Source organism: Candidatus Nanosynbacter sp. TM7-075, from assembly GCF_022828255.1.
Classification (GTDB): Bacteria; Patescibacteriota; Saccharimonadia; order Saccharimonadales; family Saccharimonadaceae; genus Nanosynbacter.
In genome coordinates this window covers 219,687-240,179 of sequence record NZ_JAJQJW010000001.1, presented here as the reverse complement: position 1 = coordinate 240,179, position 20,493 = coordinate 219,687, and the positions used below count along the sequence as shown (strand labels likewise).

The following is a 20,493-nucleotide window of genomic DNA, read 5'->3' as shown; positions in this document are numbered from 1 at the left end:
GGATCAATATTTTGTTTGTAGAGCCTGATCTGTCGCCGTAACTAATTCCCGTACGATTTCGTCATAGCTTTCATACACACGGAAGCCGGCTGCATACGGATGGCCGCCGCCACCGAAATATCCAGCCACGGTGTCGGCAATTGGCAAATTACCCCTTAGGCGCGCAGTTAATTTGCCGTCAGGGTAAGTTTTAATAACGCAGCTAAGCGCCACTCCTTCAACCAGCTTCAACTCGTCACCAATCAACGCTCCAGGGTTATAGGCGTCGCTGTAGGCTTGGATTTCCTCAAACGGTACATGCACCAACGCTAATTGTCTGTCTAATAAATATTCGATTCGCTCGATCAACTTCCCCTTGTACGCCAAAATTTCTGGCGATTTTTTCATAAATTCACGTCGTCGCTCTTCAATTTTCGCATTGGATGCGCCCAGTTCTGTTAATTCGCCAGCGACGCGAAAGGTTGCTGCGGTGGTATTTGGCGTAGTAAGACCCAGGCTATCGCTCATAATAGCTATTAATAAATCTTCGGCCGCCTGAGGGTTTATCTTCCAGTCGGAATGCTTGAACAGTTTATATAGCAATTCCCCGGTCGCCACGACGGTTTCTGATAACATAATATGATCAAAGCTGAGCGTAGATTCGACCGTGTGATGATCGATAACCAGAGTTGGGTGCGTTTCCAGAAAATGTCGCGCTCCAGGAGTTTCCAATACCTTACTGAGAAGCACGTCCGCGCTCGTATCGACAATTATCGCGGCGTCGGCTTGAAATGGAAAGTCGTTCTGCACTCGATCCCAACCGCGAATATAATGAAGATATTTCGGTATATCTACTGGACAATATAAAGCAACAGCCTTCCCTAGGTCGCTTAGGACTTCTTCCAGCGCCAAGCTTGAGCCCAAGCTGTCGCCGTCGGGATTTTCGGCTTGAATAATAACTATATTGTTTGCGGATTGGATAAATTGTTTAGCTGTATCTAGCATATTATTTATTATAACAAATGATTTTTACTCTAATATAATATATATTGTTTTTAATTACATAAGTGGTATAATATGTGATGGACTATTAAAAATACTGCGCAATCGAAAAAAACATAAACATTTTTATAAATTATTATTGACAAAATATAAAGATTGTGCTAGTATGAGGACATAAAGCCTGAAGATAGGGCTGGAAAAGAGGAGTTTTTATGAACAAATTTAAGAAAATCGGCATTGCTATCTCTTTGGGATTTGCTATGCTCGGTGGAATCTGGTTGGCATCACCTTCACAGGCTGCCGGCTGTAACAGTTTTAACGTTGTATACTGTGGTACACATTCTATGTCAGAATTGCAAACAGCATACAGCCGTACAGAAATTAAAGAACTATACAAAGAGTGGTACGTTACTGAGACTATGGTTCAGGGCGGATCAAATATGCGCGAAGGTGTAGTTGACGCAAATGGTAACATTACAGTTGACGGTCGTGTTGTAGCTACAAGTGCTATAACTGTACAGTCTAAAGCTGGTACTCGTCAGCCTCAGCCACAACGTAGCTACAAGACTTCAAACGGATATACCTACTATCAATACACAACTGGTCAGAGCTTTGTTGACGGACCTAAGAGCTACAATATTTACGCATGGTTTGACAATAACGGCTCATTTATCACTGGTGTGATTAAAGACTGTGGTAACCCAGTTTGGGGTAACCCAACAACACCTCCAGCAAAGCCTGCTCTAACATGTGACGCTTTGCAAGTAACTGAAATTTCTCGTAACACCTTCAAATTCAGCGTTAAGGCAACTGCTAAGGATGGCGCATCTATCACCAGCTACACATACAACTTCGGTGATAACAACATCAAGACAACTAACTCATCAGAAATTCAATACACTTACGCAAAAGAAGGCAACTACACAGTTACTATTACTGTAAACGGCAAAGAAACTGGTGAAGTTAAGAGGCAAAACCCTAACTGTCAAAAAACTGTTACGGTTAAGTCAGAGCCAAAAATGATCGTTTGCGACCTTAATACTAAGAAATATCCAACAGAAATTAAGGAATCAGAGTTCGACAAGAGCAAGCACTCAAAGAATCCGAACGATTGTAAGGAAGCACCTGCTAAGATTAAAATCTGTGTAATCGAGAAAAAAGAGATTCGTGAAATCAAGAAGGAAGAGTACAACGAGTCAAAGTACACAACTGACTTGAGCAAGTGTCAGGAAACCCCTACACCAAACACTCCTTCAACACCAACACCTAGCCCAGAATTGCCAAAGACTGGTGCAAGTGACGCGATCATGTCAGCACTAGGCCTAGGTGGACTAACTACAGCTACTATCGCTTACATCGCTAGCCGCCGCCAAATGTAATAAGCTAAGCTAGCAACGAAATACCCGCCGAGATGGCGGGTATTTTTATTGGTTATGAAGCTTTAAATTTATAATTGTTTTCGACCTTCTAGTGCGTGAGTTAGCGTAATTTGGTCTGCGTACTCAAGGTCAACACCGACTGGAATGCCTCTAGCTAAGCGTGTGATAGTCGTATTCAAGCCAGCTTCTTGGATGTAACGCTGTAGGAATAGCGCGGTCGACTCGCCTTCAACTGAAGCATTCGTGGCGATGATAATCTCCTGAACGTCGTCGGTTTTTATGCGCTCAATTAGTTCTGGGATATGCAATTGCTCTGGTCCAATATTATCAATTGGTGAGATAACGCCGCCCAGCACGTGGTATGTACCCAAGAACTGCCCTGTTCTTTCTATAGCAACGATATCTAGCGGCTCTTCGACTACACAAACTACTTTTTTATTCCTGTTCGAATCTGCGTATAAAGGTGACACGTCGTCATCTGAATCGATCAACGCAAATGTCTTCGGGCAGGTTTTTACTCGGTCGTGCAATTGGTCTAATGAATGCGCTAATTGCTTTGCAGATTTGGGATTACGGCGTAAAACCGCGTAGGCATATCTTTCAGCCGTACGCGGTCCAACTCCAGGTAGATTACCAAAATCATCAATTAAAGCAGTCAGGGCTTTTGGTAAAATGTCGATTGACATGACTTTAGAATGGCAAGTTGCCTAGGCCGCCCATCAATGGCTTCATAGTTTCAGCAGCGACTTCCTGAGCCTTTGTCATACCGTCGCGAACTGCGATTTCGATCCAGTGTTCCAACTCTTCAATATTCTCCAGATCAATCATTTCTGGGTCAATCTTTACAGATTTAATCTTTAACTCGCCAGTGATTTGTACGATCACAGCGCCATCGCCAGCCTCAACTTCGATGATTTCTTTGCCTAATTGTTTCTGTGCTTTGCGTAATTGTTGCAGCATTTTTACCTGATCAAACGCCATATTCCTCCTTATTTAACACTTACAATTATACCCTATTTGCGGTCGGATGTGTAGATATAGAAGCGGTCGCCGTCTTTATGGTCATTGACGATTACTGACGACAAGTGTCCAGAGTAAGTCTGCGGAATTTGAGACTTTACGCTGTGGCTCACATATAAAGTCTGTCCTACATTCGCTGGCGCTGTGTGGATAATTGATATCTGGTGATAGTTGTGTTTTTTAAGCGCTTCGTAAATTGGCGATTCTTCTTTGCTGACCAATAACAAGAATGAATCGGTCGGCGCGGTATTTTTACGGAGTAGAGATAAATCTTTATTAAAGCGCGAAACTGCTTCTGGGAAATAACGATAACCGTCAATATAGCGGAAGCTGCCGCCTGCCACCATAACGATGATTAGCATTGATATAAGAACCAGTCCTGCGCCGCGAGCGTATGGGTTGCGCGGGAAAAGTCCGTACCACATATTCATTAGGGATTCCAATCCGACCGCCAAAAGAATGAATAGTGGGATGATGATTATCGGGGTGAGGCTTGGCTGGAAGATGAGTAGCGCCAATGCTAAGATTAGCCACGACCAAATCATAAACGAGCGGGCGCTGGAGATTTTTTGGAAGCTGCGGAATAGCCCTAGTCCGATCAATACCATTGCGTTGATGTCCATAATTGGCGTGATTTGGTTCCCTACTACTGATGGAAAAATGCGGATGTATGTGTAATATAAAGTCCTGAGGTTTGCAACGATGTCAAAACTTAGACTGTTGATGCCGATGAGGTTGTAAAATAGCGCGTGGGATTTATAGCAAAGAAAACTAATCGCACAACCAATCGCGAATAAAATAGCGGACGGCACAATCCAAGATTTACGATGTTTTCGGGAGATGAGGAAATAGCGTGGGTGCGGATGTAGAAAGGCGATGATCAGAAGTCCCAGATTGATATACCAAAAATACGGAGTGAAGAGGCTGAATGCCGTGGTGATGGCTAAGCTGATTCGCCAAATGGAAGCGTTCTGGGCTTTCTGGAGAATTAATGTAGCAAAAAGTAAAGTTAGCGCGGTGTAAAAGATGTATAAAATGCCAACAGTTGCGCTTTGTCCGATGAATAAGAATTGTCCGGTCGTTGCCATGATCAATAATGATAGAATCGTTGTGGACGGCTTAAACCAGCGTTTTAAGAGGAAGAAAATAGCGACGGAGCTGGCGATTGAAAGGATTACGGCGGGTGCTTTAATTGTTAATAAGCTGACGCCAAACAGTTTGAAGAATAACAATTGAAGAAGGTGAAATGGCAGATTCGTGATGGCGATTCCCTCGATGCTAAAATTCAAATGATTTGTCGTATTGACCATGTCGATTTCTGCTTGCGACAAGCCCCCCGGCACGTGCAACGCGGAAATTATAATAGCTCCTGTGTATAGCAGCGCCAGCAACGTATAGCCGAAAACGTAGCGCCATCGGTAAAGGAATATATCGGTAACTTTTTGCTTTTTCATTGGTATGATTATAACACAATTCTATTCATGCTTGCGATCCAGGCTCATAAAGCGTAGGCGCTCTGGGTGGAAGTACAATTGGACTTTACCAACTGGGCCGTTACGGTGCTTAGCGATGATTAAGTCTGTAATATTCTGGACTTCTGGGTTGTCAGGCTCGTAATATCCAGGGCGATAAATAAAGCTCACGATGTCGGCGTCCTGCTCAATGGAACCGGATTCACGCAGGTCGGCTAGTTGTGGAATTGGCGGCGTGCGCGATTCAACGGAACGGCTCAGCTGGCTCAGGGCAATTAGCGGCACATTCAATTCGCGAGCAATAAGCTTCAGTCCACGGGAAATTTCCGAAACTTCCTGAACGCGGTTTCCGTTGTGGTTTCCGTTGGCCTGCATAAGTTGCAAATAGTCGACGATGATTAATCCCAATTGGTTCTCGTGGGCAATTCGACGCGCTTTAGTTCGCATCTCCAAAACTGATAATCCCGGCGTGTCATCGATATAAATTGGTGCCTCAGCCATTTCTCCCATAGCCTCAGACAATTTAGCAAAATCTTCATCGCTCAGATTTCCGGTGCGAATATTCCAGCTATCAACCCCCGACGCATCCGCCAACATACGGTCGACCAGCTGCTCCTTGCTCATCTCTAGGCTGAAGAATAGGACAGGATTTTTCTCAATCGTCGCCACGTTATAAGCCAAATTTGTCACCAGCGTTGTCTTACCCATGGCTGGACGCGCCGCCAGAATAATCAAGTCCGATTTTTGCAAGCCAGCGGTCATATTGTCCAGATCGCGATAGCCAGTGCGGACTCCTCTGAGAGAGCCTTTATTTTTACTGAGCTCTTCGATTCGATCAAAGCTATCCGTCAGAATACTTTCCAGACTGACCAAATCTTGCTTGGTTGATTGGTCTGATACGCTGAAAAGTTCAGCTTCGGCCTTCTCTAATAATTCCTGCGTGGTCGTCGATTCGTCATAGCCAAGCTCGGAAATGTCACCGCTCGCTTTTATCAGACGCCTGCGAACTGCTGCTTGCGCAATCATCTCCGCGTAAGCCGATGCGTGCGCCGCCGTTGGGACGTAGTTCGTTAGCTCTGTCAGATATGCCGATCCGCCGACTAATTCCAGCTCGTCCTTTCGTTTCAATTCGTCGGTTAAGGTCAATAGATCGACAGGCTTATGTTTTTCAAATAGTCGCATCATTCCAGCAAAAATCAATCCGTGATTCTTGTCGTAAAAATCGCTAGGGTGAGTAATCTCTGCGGCGTCTGCCAAAACTTCCTCGTCAATTAAAACCGCCCCAAGCAAACTCTTTTCCGCGTCCAAATTTTGTGGTGGTATCTTCCCTTTTACTTCTTCGCTCTTGTCTGCCATTAAATATCCTCCAGCTTAACTTCTTCGCCACCACCCATTAATTCTGCAATTTCCGCCAATTTTTCGTCCTCTGGCGGCTTCTTCTCTCCAATTATATCAATTTCCAAATCCATCGCGGTTTCTTCTGAGATAATTTCCGAAATCAATGGTTTGTTTTTTGCGTCGTCCAGCTTTTTCTTATAAAACGCGGAACCTGCATAAATTGTCAATTTTTCACCATCAAACGACCACTGGCTTTTCTGTAATAATGACGCCAGTCCGAGGGATTTTCCCTTCGCTCTTTCAATGACTTTTTCCCAATTTAGCTCTAGTGGCGCGTCAGTTTTCTTTGGTTTTTCGGCGGGTTTTTTTGCTGGCTCGGCTGGTTTTTCTTCTTTTTTAATCGGCTTTTCGGTCGGTTTTGCTGGCTCTGCGGGCTTGATTGGCGTTGGTTTTTCGGCGGGTTTTTGGGTCGCGGCTTGAGCTATATTTTTCTTTGGCGCGACTGGCTTTTTTGCCTGCTGAGAATTGCTATTCATGAATATCGTCAATAATTTCAAGTCTGGGTGCGGGTGTCGATCAACCTCGATCAATTGCTGAACCAACCCAATAAGATTCGGATTTTTCCGTAATCTATTGCGAGCAATCGACAATAATTGATGCGACACAACAATTGAATTCGCGCCGCTATTTTCTAATTCCTGGAAGATATTTAGGACTTTCTCATTGTCGTCGGATGGATATGAATCCAACAAATTGCCAAGTATTGTCGCGTCACTCAGTCCCAAATATTCGGTAACCATATTCGCCGTCAGTGGCTGGTCTGATGTTGCTAAAATCGACAATTGGTCAAGCGTACTAATGCCGTCACGGAATCCGCCACGGGAACGTTCAGCAATTAACCTGGCGGCGTCCTCTTCGATTGCAAATCCCTCTTTCTTCGCTATATTCATTAACTGGCGCGTCATAATTTCCGTCGGAATTGGGCGGAAGAAAAATTGCTGAACACGGCTAAGAATGGTGGCTGGAAGTTTGTCGGCGTCGGTTGTAGCTAAGATAAACACCACGTGTTCTGGCGGTTCTTCCAAGGTTTTTAATAGCGCGTTAAATGCTGATTTTGACAGCATGTGAACTTCGTCGATGATATAAACTTTTTTCGGTGCAGAAACAGGCGCGACTTGGGCCTTTTCTCTTAAAGCGCGAATGTCATCAACGCCGTTATTGCTGGCTGCGTCAATTTCAATAATATCCAAGTTTGAAGAATCGTCGTCATATGGCAAGTGGTTAATTTCGTGCGCCAGAATTCGCGCCACCGATGTTTTTCCCACGCCGCGCGGTCCGGTCAACAAGTACGCATGAGCAATTTTTCCCTGCTCTAACGCTCGACGTAAAATACTAGTCACGTGATCTTGACCTAAAACTTCATCCAAACTGCGACTGCGATATTTACGATATAGCGCCTGACTCATCCCCTCATGCTCCTCATGAGATAATTATATCAGAAAACGGCATTTTTTATGGATAGCGCAGATCGATTTTGTGTTTTGTTTCGGCGACATAAAAACGGTAGTAACTATTAGGGTCTGACACGGTTGGATCTTCAAGTATCTCGTCGTTTTCTTTTATCTCAATATATTCATCATTGCTATGCGGCGTGATAAGCTTAGTAAATTCAAACGCATATTCACCAGAAATATTCTTTAACTCTTGACTTTGATCTATTGGGTCAGCATAGTCGGTCATAACTAGTATAAGAAAGTATCCATCCTTACCGCCGAATAGGTGAAAAGTCGTATCTGGACTAAGCGGTATCAGTGGTGCGAATTGTCGAACATAACCCAATTTTTCGAGAATTGGAAATGCTTCAAAAATTACCGATGGGAATATAAAATTTGAGTAATTGTTCATAGTGAAATTATACCAGGTAAGATGGATAGTTTTCAGGCATATCCAGATGTCTTATGACTCAGAAGCCAGTGAGGTGATCGCGCAAGTCGTTGCCGTTCATGGTTTCCCATGAGTTGTCTATGATAACCTGGCCGCCCTCGCTCTCAGGCAGCCTCCAATAGACGATATTTTCGCCGAGCGGACCGCCAGTGGCTCTGACATGACCATGACTATCACCGGGTATGTTACCAAACCTGCCGCCGTAGTAGACGTTAACAAATGTGATTTCCGAGTATTCGAGATCGCATAAATACGATTATTATTGTAATAATGGCAGTAATTATGCAAGTTAATAACAGAGCCTTAGACTTCTTGCTAATTTTTTCTTTCTTAAGGATGAATATTGATGTAATTAGAGTCACCACTCCCAAGATGTATGGCAAGTATCGTGCCAGTACTATTGAAGTATTTAATAATATTGTAGTTAAGCTCATTGGTAGCCTCCTTTACTGTGAAAGTTTGATTTATATATATCAGTAATAGAGTAAAATTTCAAGCTATTTCATCAAAAGCATATTGTAAAAATAAGGTTCTAAAATAACGTTAATTGCTCTGTTGGTAAATCCAGCTCAATTTCTCTGTCAACTTTTTGCGCCCGATAGCCAATAAGCTTTTTAATATTGTAAGCCAGCAGCTGACTATCGTAATCAGTGATGACAATTGAGCCGATGACGCTGCGTACATGTCCGACCAATTGACCATAATCCTTCATTAAAACGACACGTGACAAATCAACACCAGCGGTTTGAAAATAATTTTCGCAAGGAATTAGCTCGGATTTCGGAAACGACACGCCAATTTTCTGCTCAATTTCAAGTAATTTTTGTCGCAATTCCCTTTCGCCGTCAGTACGGTTAAACGCTTGTTTTATTAATTCCATCTTTTTGTGAACTGGCAGAGTTTCAGCTATTCCGTCTAGCTTGGAAATTTTCGCCTCGTACTGCCTGGCGATCAATGCCGAAGAAAACGTTTCTAATTTTATGGCTAATCGCGCTCCCTGCTCCAATAATCTCCGAATTCCGCGCTCTTCTTGCGAGATTCCAACTTTTATGACGTTCGGCGCGAAGTACGCCAAGTAAACAAAGTGCGGGTTTTGATTGATTTTTTCTTGTTGGGCGGAAACCGAATTGGCGTTGTAAAATGCTGGATTGAAGCCTGTTTTATCGCGGCATTTTAGGCAATTTTCATACTTTTCATCAACCGTGGCGTAATCTGGACAAATTTGGCTACAGCGATTCTCAAAATCCACCCAACCCGCGCAATACTTGACAGAAAAATCAAACTTAAGAGATAAATCTTGTCCAAATAATTCATGACGCTCAATTTTATCGCCAACTTGACATTCAATAAAAGGCTTATTATCAGCGTTAAAACTGGCGTAACTGAGCAAGAACTCGCTCGGTATCATAAGATTTCCTTATAATGCAGCTTCGACAGCAGCCCAAGTTGCGTCAGGATTGTCTTCAGGGATGATGATTGTAACTTGGTCGCCGACGTTAATTCGGAAGTAAGTTACGCTAGCAAGCAAAATACGATATTCGCGGCCGGAAGCCTCGACGTAGTAAATTCCGTCGTGCTGGACGAGCGTTCCGATAATCTGCTTTCGCGGCACAGGACCGATTTGCTTATAAATAAAGCTGCCGTCTTCAGCGATTGTCAATTTCATCAAGTCGCCCTCAACCAGCTTCGACTTTGAAGCGTAGTTAGCTGGGATTGGGTAATTTTTACCATCCGGGCTGAGCATCATTTGTCCGTCAAATACGCCTTCGATAATCTTTCCCGCTACATTATCTGACGAAGTTTTTGGCGTAACAACTTGACCATCGTCGCCAATAATACTAATCAATAATTCTTTTGCGGCAGCTAAATTGGTCTCCGCCTCTTGAATAAGTGTCCTCAGACGCTTAATTTGCTTTTCTGGTAATTCAGACATGGTTCTCGCAATTCCTTTGTCTATTTTTATAATACTTAACTAATATATAGCATATCCTTACATTTATATCAAGTCGCGTTATCTATTTTTATCCAATTTTCCACAGCGCTATAAGATATGAATAAAAAAGTGTTGCAAATTTTACTCTTGAAATTGACGCGTGGTTCGTGATATTAAGATTGGCGACATAAAAATCACCGCCCAGAGCGGACGGTGATTAAACGAAACAAATTGGCATTGTATAACAAATTATGAAAGCTCGACAGTAGCGCCAGCGTCTTCCAAAGTTTTCTTTGCAGCTTCAGCTTCGTCCTTAGAAACTTTTTCCTTGACTGGTGCTGGAGCGCCGTCAACGATAGCTTTTGCTTCACCTAGACCTAGGCCAGTGATTTCCTTAACAGCCTTGATGACTGCAACCTTCTGAGAACCAGCGTCTTTCAAAGTAACTGTGAACTCAGTTTTTTCGTCAGCAGCAGCGGCGTCACCACCAGCAGCTGGACCAGCAACAGCTACAGCTGCAGCAGCTGGCTCGATGCCGTATTCTTCTTTAAGATGATTTTTCAATTCGTTAACTTCTAGAACTGTCAATTTTACAAGTTCTTCAGCCAATTTCTTAATATCAGCCATTGATATTCTCCTTTATTATTATATTGTTGCGATGATTGCAACGTTACTAGTGTTGATTGCTAAACTTAAGCAGCAGCTTTGGCTTCGATGCCGTCCAAAAGTCCGTGCAAATTGCCGCCAAGCGCGTTGACTGTGTCGTGTACTGGTGATAGCAATTGTGATACCACTTGAGCAACGAGTTGGTCTTTGCTTGGTAGGCCTGCCAATGCTTTAACGTCAGCTTCGCTAATTGCCAAGCCTTCGCCTGAGAAGCCACCTGCAAGTTGTAATGCTGGATGTGTTTTTGCAAACGTGTCCAATATCTTTGCTGGCATAACTTCATCTTCGCTACTTACGGCGTAAACCAATTGACCAACCAATAAGCTGGTGTCGGTTTCTTTGTAAGTGTCGATTTCCTGAAGAGCTACGCGTACCAATCGGTTTTTAACAACCTTGATGGTGACACCCGCTTCGCGAGCTGCCTTGCGTAGTTCTTGTAGGTCGGCAACGGTAAGGGTTTGATATCGAGCAAAAGCCGTGCCCTTAGCGTCTTTTAATAGCTCTGTCAGTTCAGCAACCAAAGTTTGTTTTTTATCGCGTGAAATTGCCATAAAAATCCTTTCTTTGATTGAGTTAATTTGTTATGTGCCAATTTGTTAACGTGCGGTAATGGAGAATCAAAAAACGTCTTTGATTCTCGCACTACCAAAGACGTCAAATAAAACTGTTAGTTTCATCCCTCGGTGGCATTTTTATACTTGTTTTACGTCAAGTCGCCACTGTCTTTGGTAATGTTCCAGACTATTGTAGCAGAAATGACAACGAAAAACAAGAGCTATGGCGATTATTTTCCAGCCGATTATTTTACAATAATAACGTAATAAAATCAATAGGCGTCTATGTCTAACCAAAGAGAAAACCCGCTCCGTGGTGGAGCGGGCGAACGAACCTCCTTTTCTCTCTGATATCTATCTGTCTTCGTCGAGGGGTGCTAGTCGATTAAACTAACACCCCTCGACGATAAGGGTTAGTCCTCTGGGTGTGCCGTCTGGCGACGACGCGCCCAAATAAGGAATAATCCTCCGAGAGCCACTAGCGCGACCGCGCTGGTGGCTGCGTCTCCACTTGCACCAGTGATCGCCAGCTTCTTGTGCTGGCGTGCTGGTGCCGGTGTCGCCGACAGCGTGGGCACGGGTGTCGGAGTTGTCGACGGCGTGGGTGTCGGCACCGGTGTTGCCGACGGTGTCGTGCTCGGCGTGGGTGCCGTGGTTGGCGTCGGGCTCGGAGTCGGCGTGACCGACGGGCTTGGTGCCGACGGACTCGGACTCGGTGATGCCGACGGGGTCGGGCTCGGTGCCGGGCTTGGTGCCGACGGACTCGGTTCAGGAGTCGTCGATGGGCTCGGACTCGGAGTCGGTTCCGGTGTCACACTAGGTGTCGACGGTGTCGGCTCCGGGGTCGGAGTCGCGGTTGGAGTCGGACTCGGTGCGGGTGTCACGCTAGGCGTCGGACTCGGAGTTGTCGACGGTGTCGGCTCCGGGGTCGGGGTCACAGAGGGAGTGGGTGTAGGCTGAGGAGCAGGCGTCGTGCCGTCTCCGTCGGTCCCTCCATTAGCCTTGATCTCGACCGTCTTCTCATAGCGGACGCCATTGACGGTAGCCACATTCGTGACCGCCTTTGCGCCATCAGGGTTCACCGGATCGGGGGTGTAGGTCACACAGACCTTCGATCCCTCGGGAGCCATCATCTTGATGGTCTCGTTGTCAACCTGAGTAGCCGTGACCTTGATAACGGTCTTCGGGTTCCACGTCTCATCCGTAGAGCACGAGACAACATTCGAGAGACGGGTGCTCTCGTCGTGAATTGTGTACTCAGTGCCAGGCGTGGTGACCCAGCTGATCATCCAAGAGACGGTGTTGTCAGGATTGACCCATCCCGCCTTGAAGTTGTCGATACTTGCGTAGGGGTAATGCACAGGACCGCAGTCCCTATCGCATGTACCATCACCGTTGCTATCACCGAACGTGACTGTCGACGTCTTGCCCTCCAGGATAAACTCTGCGGTGGTCTTACCGACCGCACTTTCCTGAATTCGGGCTGCCGACCACCAATGTCCTGTGACATTTGTCTTGTTGACCATGGTGTCGGGCACCGTGTCAACGGTGCAGGTGAGGGCGGTATTATCAACCGTGCAGTCACCAATCCGTTCTCCTCCGTCGAGGACAAACGGGAAATTGGTGGCCCATTTGAGATCTACGTTAGCATGGACAGAGAAACTCTGTCCGATCTCAAGTTTTTCCGTCGCCCACGTACCGTCCACGCGGACGGAAGACGTGACGTGAGTGCCGGAAGAGGTTACCCGGGTGATTTCGGCGGTCATCTGGTGACCGGTAGTGGCGGTAGACGCCACTTCGATACCAGACGAGGACTGTGCCTCGTTGGTGGCGTACGATGCTCCTCCGAAGAGGAGCATTCCGATAATGCCGACAAGAATTGCCAGCATTGAGACTCTCAGTGGAGTCTTGGTGTGACGGCTCATCGCGCCATCCTTTCTCTCGTGAAAACTTTAGATAGCAGATGTTAAGGTTCTTATCCAGCGCTAGGCTGGAAATCAGAAGCTCTGAACATCAGCCATCTAGGTGGACTTTACTATTTTATCATAAAAAATGAAAAATGCAATAGTAACGCAAAAATCCCGCCAGAATCGACGGGATTTAATTGCCTGAAATATAAAGATTACAGAGAGTTCTCTACTTTAATGCCAGGGCCCATAGTTGTGGCAATTGCAACGCTCTTAACGTAAACGCCCTTTAAGCTGGATGGCTTCTGGGAGTTCAAACTGGTTAAGAATGCGCGTGCGTTTTCTGACAATTTTTCAGCGCCGAATGACACCTTACCGATTGACAAGTGAACAATGGCTTGCTTATCAACGCGGTATTCAACTTTTCCGGCTTTTGCTTCAGAAACGGCTTTAGCGACGTCGGTAGCAACGGTGCCAGACTTTGGATTTGGCATCAAACCGCGCGGGCCAAGCAAACGTGCGTATTTACCAAGCTTTGGCATGTACTGTGGAGTTGCGACCAAAATGTCGAAGTTCAATTCTTCCTTGTCTAATTGGCTTAGGAATTCTTCGTCACCGATGATGTCGGCGCCGGCTTTTTTAGCGGCAGCGTGTTCTGATTCTGGTGCGAAAACAGCAACTCGAACGTCCTTACCTGTACCGTGTGGCAATGCTACGGTTGAACGAATGTTTTGGTCGGCTTGGCGTGGGTCAACGCCTAGGCGGATGTGGATTTCAACGCTAGCGTCGAATTTGACTGGGCTGGTTTCAGTAGCCAACTTCAAAGCTTCGTCTAAGCTGTACAATTTGTTCTTTTCAACGTTTTTTGCAGCGTCTTGATATTTCTTACCGCGGCGCTCCAAGCGTGGACGAGTAACTGGCTTTGGACCTTTTTTTACGTGAGCTTCGGCGTCGTCTGATTGTGGAGTAGTGTCGCCAGCTTCCTTGCGAGCTTCTTTCTCTGCTTTTTCAGCGGCTTCGTCAAGAGCTTTTTGGCTACGCTTGCCAGACTTAGCGACAGTAGCTTCGCGCTCGGCAACAACGTCTTTGTCTTTGTTGTCGTGAGATTTGCTTGCGTCTGTAGCTTCTGCAATTGCTGCTTCAATTTCAGCGATTGTGTTTTTTTCGCTGACTTCTAGTTTTAGTTCTGCTGCTTTTTCTAGCAACTCGGCTTTCTTTGCCATAAAAAATCCTTTCTGTGGTACGAACGGCAATTTGTCATCTTAACAAATCAGCCTCCCAACATTGATTGATAGTGATGAAATTATACCATATTTTCAGAGATTGAGGCAAATGTTTGATAAAATAGTAATTATGGATATAACAATTACAAACATACAAGCAAGGCAAATTTTAGATTCGCGTGGAAATCCGACGGTTGAGGCGGACGTGACTTTGAGTGACGGTTCGTTTGGGCGTGCGGCTGTTCCGTCTGGCGCAAGCACTGGCTCTTTCGAGGCTGTTGAGCTTCGGGACGGCGAGCTGGCGTTTGGCGGTAAAGGCGTGCTTCGTGCGGTCGAAAATGTCAATGGTGAAATTGCGCAGGCTTTGAAAGGCTCTAATCCGTTCGACCAGGCCGCAATTGATGAAAAAATGAAGAGTCTGGACGGTACGCCGAATAAGGCGCGTTTGGGTGCGAATGCGATTTTGGCTGTGTCGCTGGCCGTGGCGAAAGCTGCTGCTAAGTCGCGTGGCGTGGAGTTGTATCAATATGTCAATAGCTTGGCTGGAAATCCTGCAATGTGTCTGCCGATGCCGATGATTAACGTGATGAACGGTGGTCAGCATGCGTTGGGTGCGACTGATTTTCAGGAATATATGATTATTCCAACTAGCGCGGCAACTTTTGCGGACGCAGTTCGAATGAGTGCTGAAGTTTTTCATGCATTGGCAAAAATCCTGAAAGATGAAGGCTATCCTACAACGGTTGGCGATGAAGGCGGCTATGCACCTCATGTCAGGAATGGTAATATGGAGCCTATTTTGTTACTATCTCGCGCCATCGAGCAGGCTGGCTATAAATTAGGCGTGGACTTTGGCTTTGCGCTGGATGTTGCAGCGAGCGAGCTTTACAAGGACGGCAAATATAACTTGGCGACTGAGCACCGAATTCTGTCGGCTGACGAAATGATTCGCACGTATAAAGCTCTGCTGGAGCGCGTCCCTGTTCTCTCGATTGAGGATGGATTGAACGAAGAAGCTTGGGAGGATTGGGAGAAAATGACGGCTGATTTGGGCAATTTTGCGCAATTGGTTGGCGACGATCTTTTGGTGACGAATGTCGAGCGATTGAAGCGCGGAATTGAAGAAAAGGCTGGCAATGCGATCTTAATCAAGCCGAACCAAATTGGTACATTGACTGAGACAATTCAAGCTGTTTTGATGGCGAAGAATGCTGGTTGGAATACAGTGATGAGCCACCGATCTGGCGAGACGGAGGACGTAACGATTTCTCACTTGGCGGTCGGTTTGGGTACAGGTCAAATTAAGACTGGCTCGATGTCGCGTTCAGAGCGAATTGCTAAGTACAACGAGCTGCTGAGAATTGCGGAAAAGCGCCCAGATTTGGAAATTGCGCATCCGTTTGTAAAGTAACTCACGCAAAAAGACTTCCCCGTAATTTAGAGGAAGTCTTTTTTATTTGGCAATTTTCCGAGGATTATCTTCTTAAAAACTCAATTTCCCCGCCCTCGTTGATTCGGACGATTTGCGACGGTTGAGCGTCGGCGACTTCTCCAGAATCGACATAAATCGGCACTAATTCGTGGAAGTAATTTATCGCTTCGGTGATGTTTTTTGCCGGTTCTTCTCCCGATGGATTTGCACTGGGCGCGACCAAAAGACCGACGATTCGAATTAACTCTGCTAATGGAGATTCTGGCACGACTCTGAATGCCAATGTTCCGCCGTTCCTCGGAAGATGTGGCAGAAAATTAGGGCTCACTTTGGTGGCGATTGTTGTTGGTCTATTTTTGGAGATTTCTTGATATTTGTGTTTGATCGACGGCGTGAGATTAGGAATGTCGTCAATATCCGCAACCAAAATAATGACCGGATTATTCAAAGGGCGCCGCTTAACTTCGTATAATTTCTCGACGGCTTTTTCTGAATTGGCAGCGGCTAATATTCCGTAAATCGTATCAGTTTTAGCAATTATCAATTGCTCGTTCTGGAGCGCGGAAATTACACTGTTGTCTAAAATATTCTTCACAATCATTTATTTTACCATAAAATAACCCCGAGAAGTTCGGGGCTATCTGTTAAAAGTTCTGTAGCTTAGTCGACGACTTCAACGCCCATTGAGCGTGCTGATCCGGCGATAACTTTCATTGCGCCTTCGATGTCGATTGCGTTCAATTGATCTTTTTTCGCTTCAGCGATTTCTTGCAATTGTGCGCGAGTAATCTTACCAACCTTGTCTGAGTGTGGCTTGCCGCTGCCCTTTTGGATGCCAGCTTTTTCACGAATCATATCGTCAACTGGCTGACCAAGTGAGTTCCAAGTAAATGTTCGGTCTTCGTAAACTTGAATGTGAACAATTACATCCTTACCCATCATGTCTTTTGTAGCGTCATTGAATGGATTGATGAAGTCCATCATGTTTAGTCCCCACTGACCAAGCGTTGATCCCACTGGAGGACCTGCTGTTGCTCGACCGGCTGGAATGCGTAATTTCAAATTACCAATAATTTTCTTTGCCATAGTTCTTCCTTATAGTTTGTAGTGCGTAACTCGAATATTGTATCGAAAAATGCTTAAAATTGCAAGCTAAACTTTTTTAACCTGCAAGGCGTCCAACTCGACTGGAGTGTCACGGCCAAACATGCTGACCATAACCTTCAAAGTACCCTTAGATGCGTCAATTTCACTCACGGCGCCATCAAAGCCCTTGAATGGACCGTCGATAATTGAAACAACTTCGCCCTCTGAGAAATCAATCTGATGCTTTGGCTCTTCAACGCCCATTCGCTTCTTAATCTTCGCAATTTCTTTTTCAGAAACTGGAGTTGGCGTAGTGTCGGCGCCCACAAATCCTGTAACGCCTGGTGTGTTGCGGATGATGTACCAAGTTTCGTCGGTCAATTTCATCTCGACTAAGACATAGCCCTGGAAGATCTTAGCCTCAACAATTTTACGCTTACCGTTGCGAATCTGGATTTGCTTCTCCTTTGGCACGATAACGTCAAAAATCTTATCAGCCATATCGACGCCGTTGATTCGTTGGCGGATTGATTCGGCAACTTTTTCTTCATAGCCAGAATAAGTGTGAATTGCATACCATTGCTTGCTATCGTCATATCGTTTTGAACTCATAGTCTCTCCCTTACTTCAAAATTTGGTTAAAGCCCCAGTTAAATGCGGCGTCAAGTAATAAAATCAGAACGACAAACACAAAGGTGAAGATAAGCACTGCCGCTGTCATTGCCCAAGTGGCTGAGCGGGTTGGCCAGCGAACTAGCTTCAGCTCTTCCCAGGCGCCCTTAAAATATCCAATCAATCCACCTTTTTCGCCAGACTTTTTAGGTGTTTTTGTGGTGATTTTTGTTGGTTTATTGATTTTTTTCGCTACAGTTTTTTCTTTTTTTGGCGCGTCGTCAGTAGCCTTGATTCGACGAACCGTAGTTTTGCTGCTTGCCTTGCCCTTCTGTGCCATATTTTCTCCCAATTTAAAAAGTCTGTTTTTCACAGACTGTCAATAGCCATTGTAATTCATCCAGTCCAAAAAAACAAGTTGACCGAATATTATTTGTCATTTTTTTTGAACTCTTTTAGTTTGAATCCGAACGTCGATCCGTGGTTCAATCGGCTTTCTACCTCAATTTTGCAGCCCAATTTCTTCGCCAACTTAGCGGAAACATATAGACCTAATCCCGTGCCTTTCGTCTCGCGAGTTCTATAATCTTCTGCGCGGTAAAACTTATCGAAAATTTTTGCCATGTCGGCTTTGCTAATGCCAATTCCCGTGTCAATAACCTTGAAGGTGATTTCGCCAGATTTATTTTTCTTGATGGATAAAGTTATGGAGCCTTTTTGTGTATATCGAATAGAGTTGGTAATGAAGTTTTGGAGAATTTCCTCCAGATATAGACGAGAAACCTTAACCACGCCAAGTCGCCCGCCGATATCCAAATTGAAAGCTAAGCCTTTTTCGCCCGCCTGAGGTGAATATTCGGAATTTATCTGAGCCGCCAACTCTGTCACGTCAATTATTTCCGTTTCATCGGCTACTCCTCGCTCTGCTCGTGATAGCGTACTGAGGTCGTTGATCATTCGCGCTAGAAATAAAATTTGCTTATGAGATTCGTCAATGGCTTCAGGAATTTTGCTGGTCATTTTACGCTCGACCAGTAATTTGGCGTTACTCAGCGAACCTTCAGCAATAGCAATTGGCGTGCGTAATTCGTGACTAACTACGCTAATAAATTCATCGCGCTCCTCCTCGAGGCTCTTCGTCTTCGTGATGTCGCGTAAAATAAGTACATATCCGTCCGGTGTCATCTTGTCGCCGCCCTGAACTGGCGCAAGCGTAACTTCCAGGCGAATATAATCGCCATCTTCGATTTTCATTAAGACGTCGTCGCGCTGGCGAATTGCGGAAGATTTGGTGAGTTCCTTAAAAATGTCAATCGGCTTTTTATCTGTCGTTTCAAGGTTCAGCACCTGACTGATATGTTCGCCGTTAATTCCGCTGTTCGTGTCAATTAAATTAAGCGCCGCCGAATTGTATGTATTGATAATTCCGTGTTCGTCCGTACTGAGAATCGCGTCGGTAATATTATTGATAAGCGTGATCATTCTTTGATGTTCACTAAGGCTCTTTTTACCATTTTCACAATCAGATTTATCGCTAATTTCCGACAATATTTTATGTAAAACAATAGCTATAACACCTAAAACAACACTCAGAGTGATCAATAGAAAAATTAGCGCCCACATAGCTAAAGTATAGCATAAGCATATGCGTTTCTATATGTATGGCGAATATTTTTTCAATTCATTTCGGTGGATTTTATAATGCGGGTCAAATTTGGCAACTTCGTCCCAGAATTTTGTCGAGTGATTCATATGCCTGGTGTGACATAATTCGTGGATAATTACGTAATCAATCAGCTCAAATGGCAAGTTCATCATTCCGATATTCAAGCTAATCGTCCCAGACGAGGAGCAACTTCCCCAGCGACTTGATGAGTGTGTGATTTTACTCCGAGCAAAAGAAAAGCCGTGTTCTTTCGCTAAAAACGACAATCGCCTCGGCAGATACGACTTGGCTTCTTTTCTGAGCGCGATCAGAATTTTACTGCGGATAAGTTGTTGGTTTGCGGCCGATTCGACGGATTCCGCCTCGTTGATTTCTGCCAATATCTGCGTCCCGACGATTTTCACGCTCGAAGGCTTCGCGGCCGTTTGTATCAATAAATGATGACTTTTGCCAATTTGCTGATTTTTCGTGTAAGAAAGTTTTTCTCTGTATTTAGAAACTAATTCGCGGATTTGCTTCCGAGAAGTTTTGACCAATGCCTTTGCAGCTAACAGCGGCGCATATGGCGGCATTGTAATTTGTATTCGTCCATCTGGTGCAATTTTCAAACTAACAGTCTTCGCCAAGCTGCGTTTTTTAACGACAATTTCTCCGAATTCTTCGTCGGTAATAATTGTCATGATTAACCTATGTTAATGCGATTTCCGGCAATTGGGCGGCGTGGAGCTTCTGGGCGACTGGCACCAATTTGTTTAAGAACAGTGCGAGCTTGACTGCTTAAGGTGTGACGACCGCTGATCACGACGTAAGATTCGCTGCTGTGCGGCGCTGAAAACTGCTTCAATCGTCGCTCGAAAGATTCGTCATTTCCGCCGTAAGTCTTTATCCAGCGATGCTTGGCTGTGGCGGGATCGGTTTGAACCCAAACAAATAGGACTTTATATCCGTATTCCCTGGCAAGACGATTGATACGCATACGATTCGTGCGCTGATCTGTTGATCCGTCCAAAATAACAGTTTGCTTAGTCTTCAAAAATTCTTCCAAAAGCGACAATGTTGCGTCAGAAATGGTTTTTGTATTGTCCGTAAAAACTTCAAATTGTCGAGAACTTACCACTGGAGAATTGAAAATCTTTGCAAATTCTACAGCGAATTGTGTCTTCCCTGAACCTGGCGCACCAACCATGGCGATAATATGCGGAAGTGAAGGTGATAAAGGTTTCATATTGAGAAATTATAGCAGATTTTTGACTAATAAAAAAGATTCTCTTTCAAGCGAG

At 45.0% G+C, this 20,493-nt stretch carries 22 protein-coding genes and 1 other annotated feature; of the genes, 3 read left to right on the top strand and 19 right to left on the bottom strand.

Translation table 11 applies throughout. The features are described from left to right. Positions 1-3 precede the first annotated feature (3 nt). Positions 4-984, bottom strand: coding sequence for a DHH family phosphoesterase (locus tag LRM42_RS01330; protein ID WP_243816448.1), 981 nt, complete (start codon positions 982-984; stop codon positions 4-6). A gap of 209 nt (positions 985-1,193) precedes the next feature. On the opposite strand from LRM42_RS01330, the gene LRM42_RS01325 reads away from it, so the two are divergent. Next, positions 1,194-2,360, top strand: coding sequence for a PKD domain-containing protein (locus LRM42_RS01325; RefSeq protein ID WP_243816447.1), 1,167 nt, complete (start codon positions 1,194-1,196; stop codon positions 2,358-2,360). 68 nt (positions 2,361-2,428) lie between these two features. Here LRM42_RS01325 and recR read toward each other — a convergent pair whose 3' ends face one another. The 10 genes from recR to rplJ all read right to left on the bottom strand — a co-directional run bounded on the left by recR (position 2,429) and on the right by rplJ (position 11,284). After that, entirely contained in the window at positions 2,429-3,046 is a 618-nt protein-coding gene (gene recR / locus LRM42_RS01320; RefSeq protein WP_232736512.1) for a recombination mediator RecR, read from the bottom strand. 4 nt (positions 3,047-3,050) lie between these two features. Then, complete coding sequence (locus LRM42_RS01315) at positions 3,051-3,341, bottom strand: YbaB/EbfC family nucleoid-associated protein (protein WP_129744088.1); 291 nt, start codon at positions 3,339-3,341, stop codon at positions 3,051-3,053. Positions 3,342-3,373: 32 nt separating this feature from the next. Further along, on the bottom strand, positions 3,374-4,834 hold the full coding sequence (locus LRM42_RS01310) for a glycosyltransferase family 39 protein (protein WP_243816446.1): 1,461 nt from the start codon (positions 4,832-4,834) through the stop codon (positions 3,374-3,376). A gap of 21 nt (positions 4,835-4,855) precedes the next feature. Then, entirely contained in the window at positions 4,856-6,208 is a 1,353-nt protein-coding gene (gene dnaB / locus LRM42_RS01305; protein ID WP_129635267.1) for a replicative DNA helicase, read from the bottom strand. Next, entirely contained in the window at positions 6,208-7,656 is a 1,449-nt protein-coding gene (gene dnaX, locus LRM42_RS01300) for a DNA polymerase III subunit gamma/tau (RefSeq protein ID WP_243816445.1), read from the bottom strand. Before dnaX ends, dnaB begins: the two co-directional genes overlap by 1 nt. 46 nt (positions 7,657-7,702) lie before the next feature. Further along, positions 7,703-8,095, bottom strand: a complete 393-nt coding sequence (locus LRM42_RS01295) for a hypothetical protein (protein WP_243816444.1) — start codon at positions 8,093-8,095, stop codon at positions 7,703-7,705. A 571-nt stretch (positions 8,096-8,666) separates the two neighbouring features. After that, entirely contained in the window at positions 8,667-9,542 is an 876-nt protein-coding gene (locus tag LRM42_RS01290) for a DUF2797 domain-containing protein (protein WP_243816443.1), read from the bottom strand. Between the two features lie 9 nt (positions 9,543-9,551). Beyond that, a complete protein-coding gene (locus tag LRM42_RS01285) occupies positions 9,552-10,067 on the bottom strand; it encodes a hypothetical protein (RefSeq protein ID WP_129744342.1) in 516 nt (171 codons plus the stop codon). A 249-nt stretch (positions 10,068-10,316) separates the two neighbouring features. Continuing rightward, positions 10,317-10,694: a 50S ribosomal protein L7/L12 gene (gene rplL / locus LRM42_RS01280; RefSeq protein ID WP_129632638.1), complete on the bottom strand. Its 378-nt coding sequence runs from the start codon at positions 10,692-10,694 to the stop codon at positions 10,317-10,319. A 65-nt stretch (positions 10,695-10,759) separates the two neighbouring features. Next, positions 10,760-11,284, bottom strand: a complete 525-nt coding sequence (rplJ, locus tag LRM42_RS01275; protein WP_243816442.1) for a 50S ribosomal protein L10 — start codon at positions 11,282-11,284, stop codon at positions 10,760-10,762. A gap of 59 nt (positions 11,285-11,343) precedes the next feature. Then, positions 11,344-11,480 (bottom strand) — a sequence feature (ribosomal protein L10 leader region). 377 nt (positions 11,481-11,857) lie between these two features. Between rplJ and LRM42_RS01270 the strand changes: the two genes are divergently transcribed. Further along, positions 11,858-12,247 carry a hypothetical protein gene (locus tag LRM42_RS01270; protein ID WP_243816441.1) on the top strand — a complete coding sequence of 130 codons (390 nt, stop codon included), beginning with the start codon at positions 11,858-11,860 and terminating at the stop codon, positions 12,245-12,247. Positions 12,248-13,409: 1,162 nt separating this feature from the next. On the opposite strand, the gene rplA is transcribed toward LRM42_RS01270, so the two are convergent. Continuing rightward, entirely contained in the window at positions 13,410-14,096 is a 687-nt protein-coding gene (rplA, locus tag LRM42_RS01265) for a 50S ribosomal protein L1 (protein ID WP_129632827.1), read from the bottom strand. Between the two features lie 451 nt (positions 14,097-14,547). Here rplA and eno point away from each other — a divergent pair, with 451 nt between their 5' ends. Continuing rightward, positions 14,548-15,828 (top strand): phosphopyruvate hydratase, encoded by a 1,281-nt coding sequence (eno, locus tag LRM42_RS01260; protein ID WP_129634982.1) that lies wholly within the window; start codon positions 14,548-14,550, stop codon positions 15,826-15,828. A gap of 64 nt (positions 15,829-15,892) precedes the next feature. On the opposite strand, the gene LRM42_RS01255 is transcribed toward eno, so the two are convergent. The 7 genes from LRM42_RS01255 to LRM42_RS01225 all read right to left on the bottom strand — a co-directional run bounded on the left by LRM42_RS01255 (position 15,893) and on the right by LRM42_RS01225 (position 20,438). Then, positions 15,893-16,450 (bottom strand): L-threonylcarbamoyladenylate synthase, encoded by a 558-nt coding sequence (locus tag LRM42_RS01255; protein ID WP_243816440.1) that lies wholly within the window; start codon positions 16,448-16,450, stop codon positions 15,893-15,895. 59 nt (positions 16,451-16,509) lie between these two features. Continuing rightward, the gene (rplK, locus tag LRM42_RS01250) at positions 16,510-16,935 is read right to left on the bottom strand and encodes a 50S ribosomal protein L11 (RefSeq protein WP_129632624.1); all 426 of its coding nucleotides are present in this window, start codon (positions 16,933-16,935) and stop codon (positions 16,510-16,512) included. 66 nt (positions 16,936-17,001) lie between these two features. Continuing rightward, positions 17,002-17,547 carry a transcription termination/antitermination protein NusG gene (nusG, locus tag LRM42_RS01245; protein WP_129632621.1) on the bottom strand — a complete coding sequence of 182 codons (546 nt, stop codon included), beginning with the start codon at positions 17,545-17,547 and terminating at the stop codon, positions 17,002-17,004. Between the two features lie 10 nt (positions 17,548-17,557). Continuing rightward, positions 17,558-17,887 (bottom strand): preprotein translocase subunit SecE, encoded by a 330-nt coding sequence (secE, locus tag LRM42_RS01240; protein ID WP_129634978.1) that lies wholly within the window; start codon positions 17,885-17,887, stop codon positions 17,558-17,560. Between the two features lie 89 nt (positions 17,888-17,976). Beyond that, complete coding sequence (locus tag LRM42_RS01235; RefSeq protein ID WP_243816439.1) at positions 17,977-19,170, bottom strand: ATP-binding protein; 1,194 nt, start codon at positions 19,168-19,170, stop codon at positions 17,977-17,979. A gap of 30 nt (positions 19,171-19,200) precedes the next feature. Further along, positions 19,201-19,893 (bottom strand): M48 family metallopeptidase, encoded by a 693-nt coding sequence (locus LRM42_RS01230; RefSeq protein ID WP_243816438.1) that lies wholly within the window; start codon positions 19,891-19,893, stop codon positions 19,201-19,203. A gap of 2 nt (positions 19,894-19,895) precedes the next feature. Further along, positions 19,896-20,438 (bottom strand): P-loop nucleotide/nucleoside kinase family protein, encoded by a 543-nt coding sequence (locus tag LRM42_RS01225; protein ID WP_129744334.1) that lies wholly within the window; start codon positions 20,436-20,438, stop codon positions 19,896-19,898. Between the last annotated feature and the right edge of the window lie 55 nt (positions 20,439-20,493).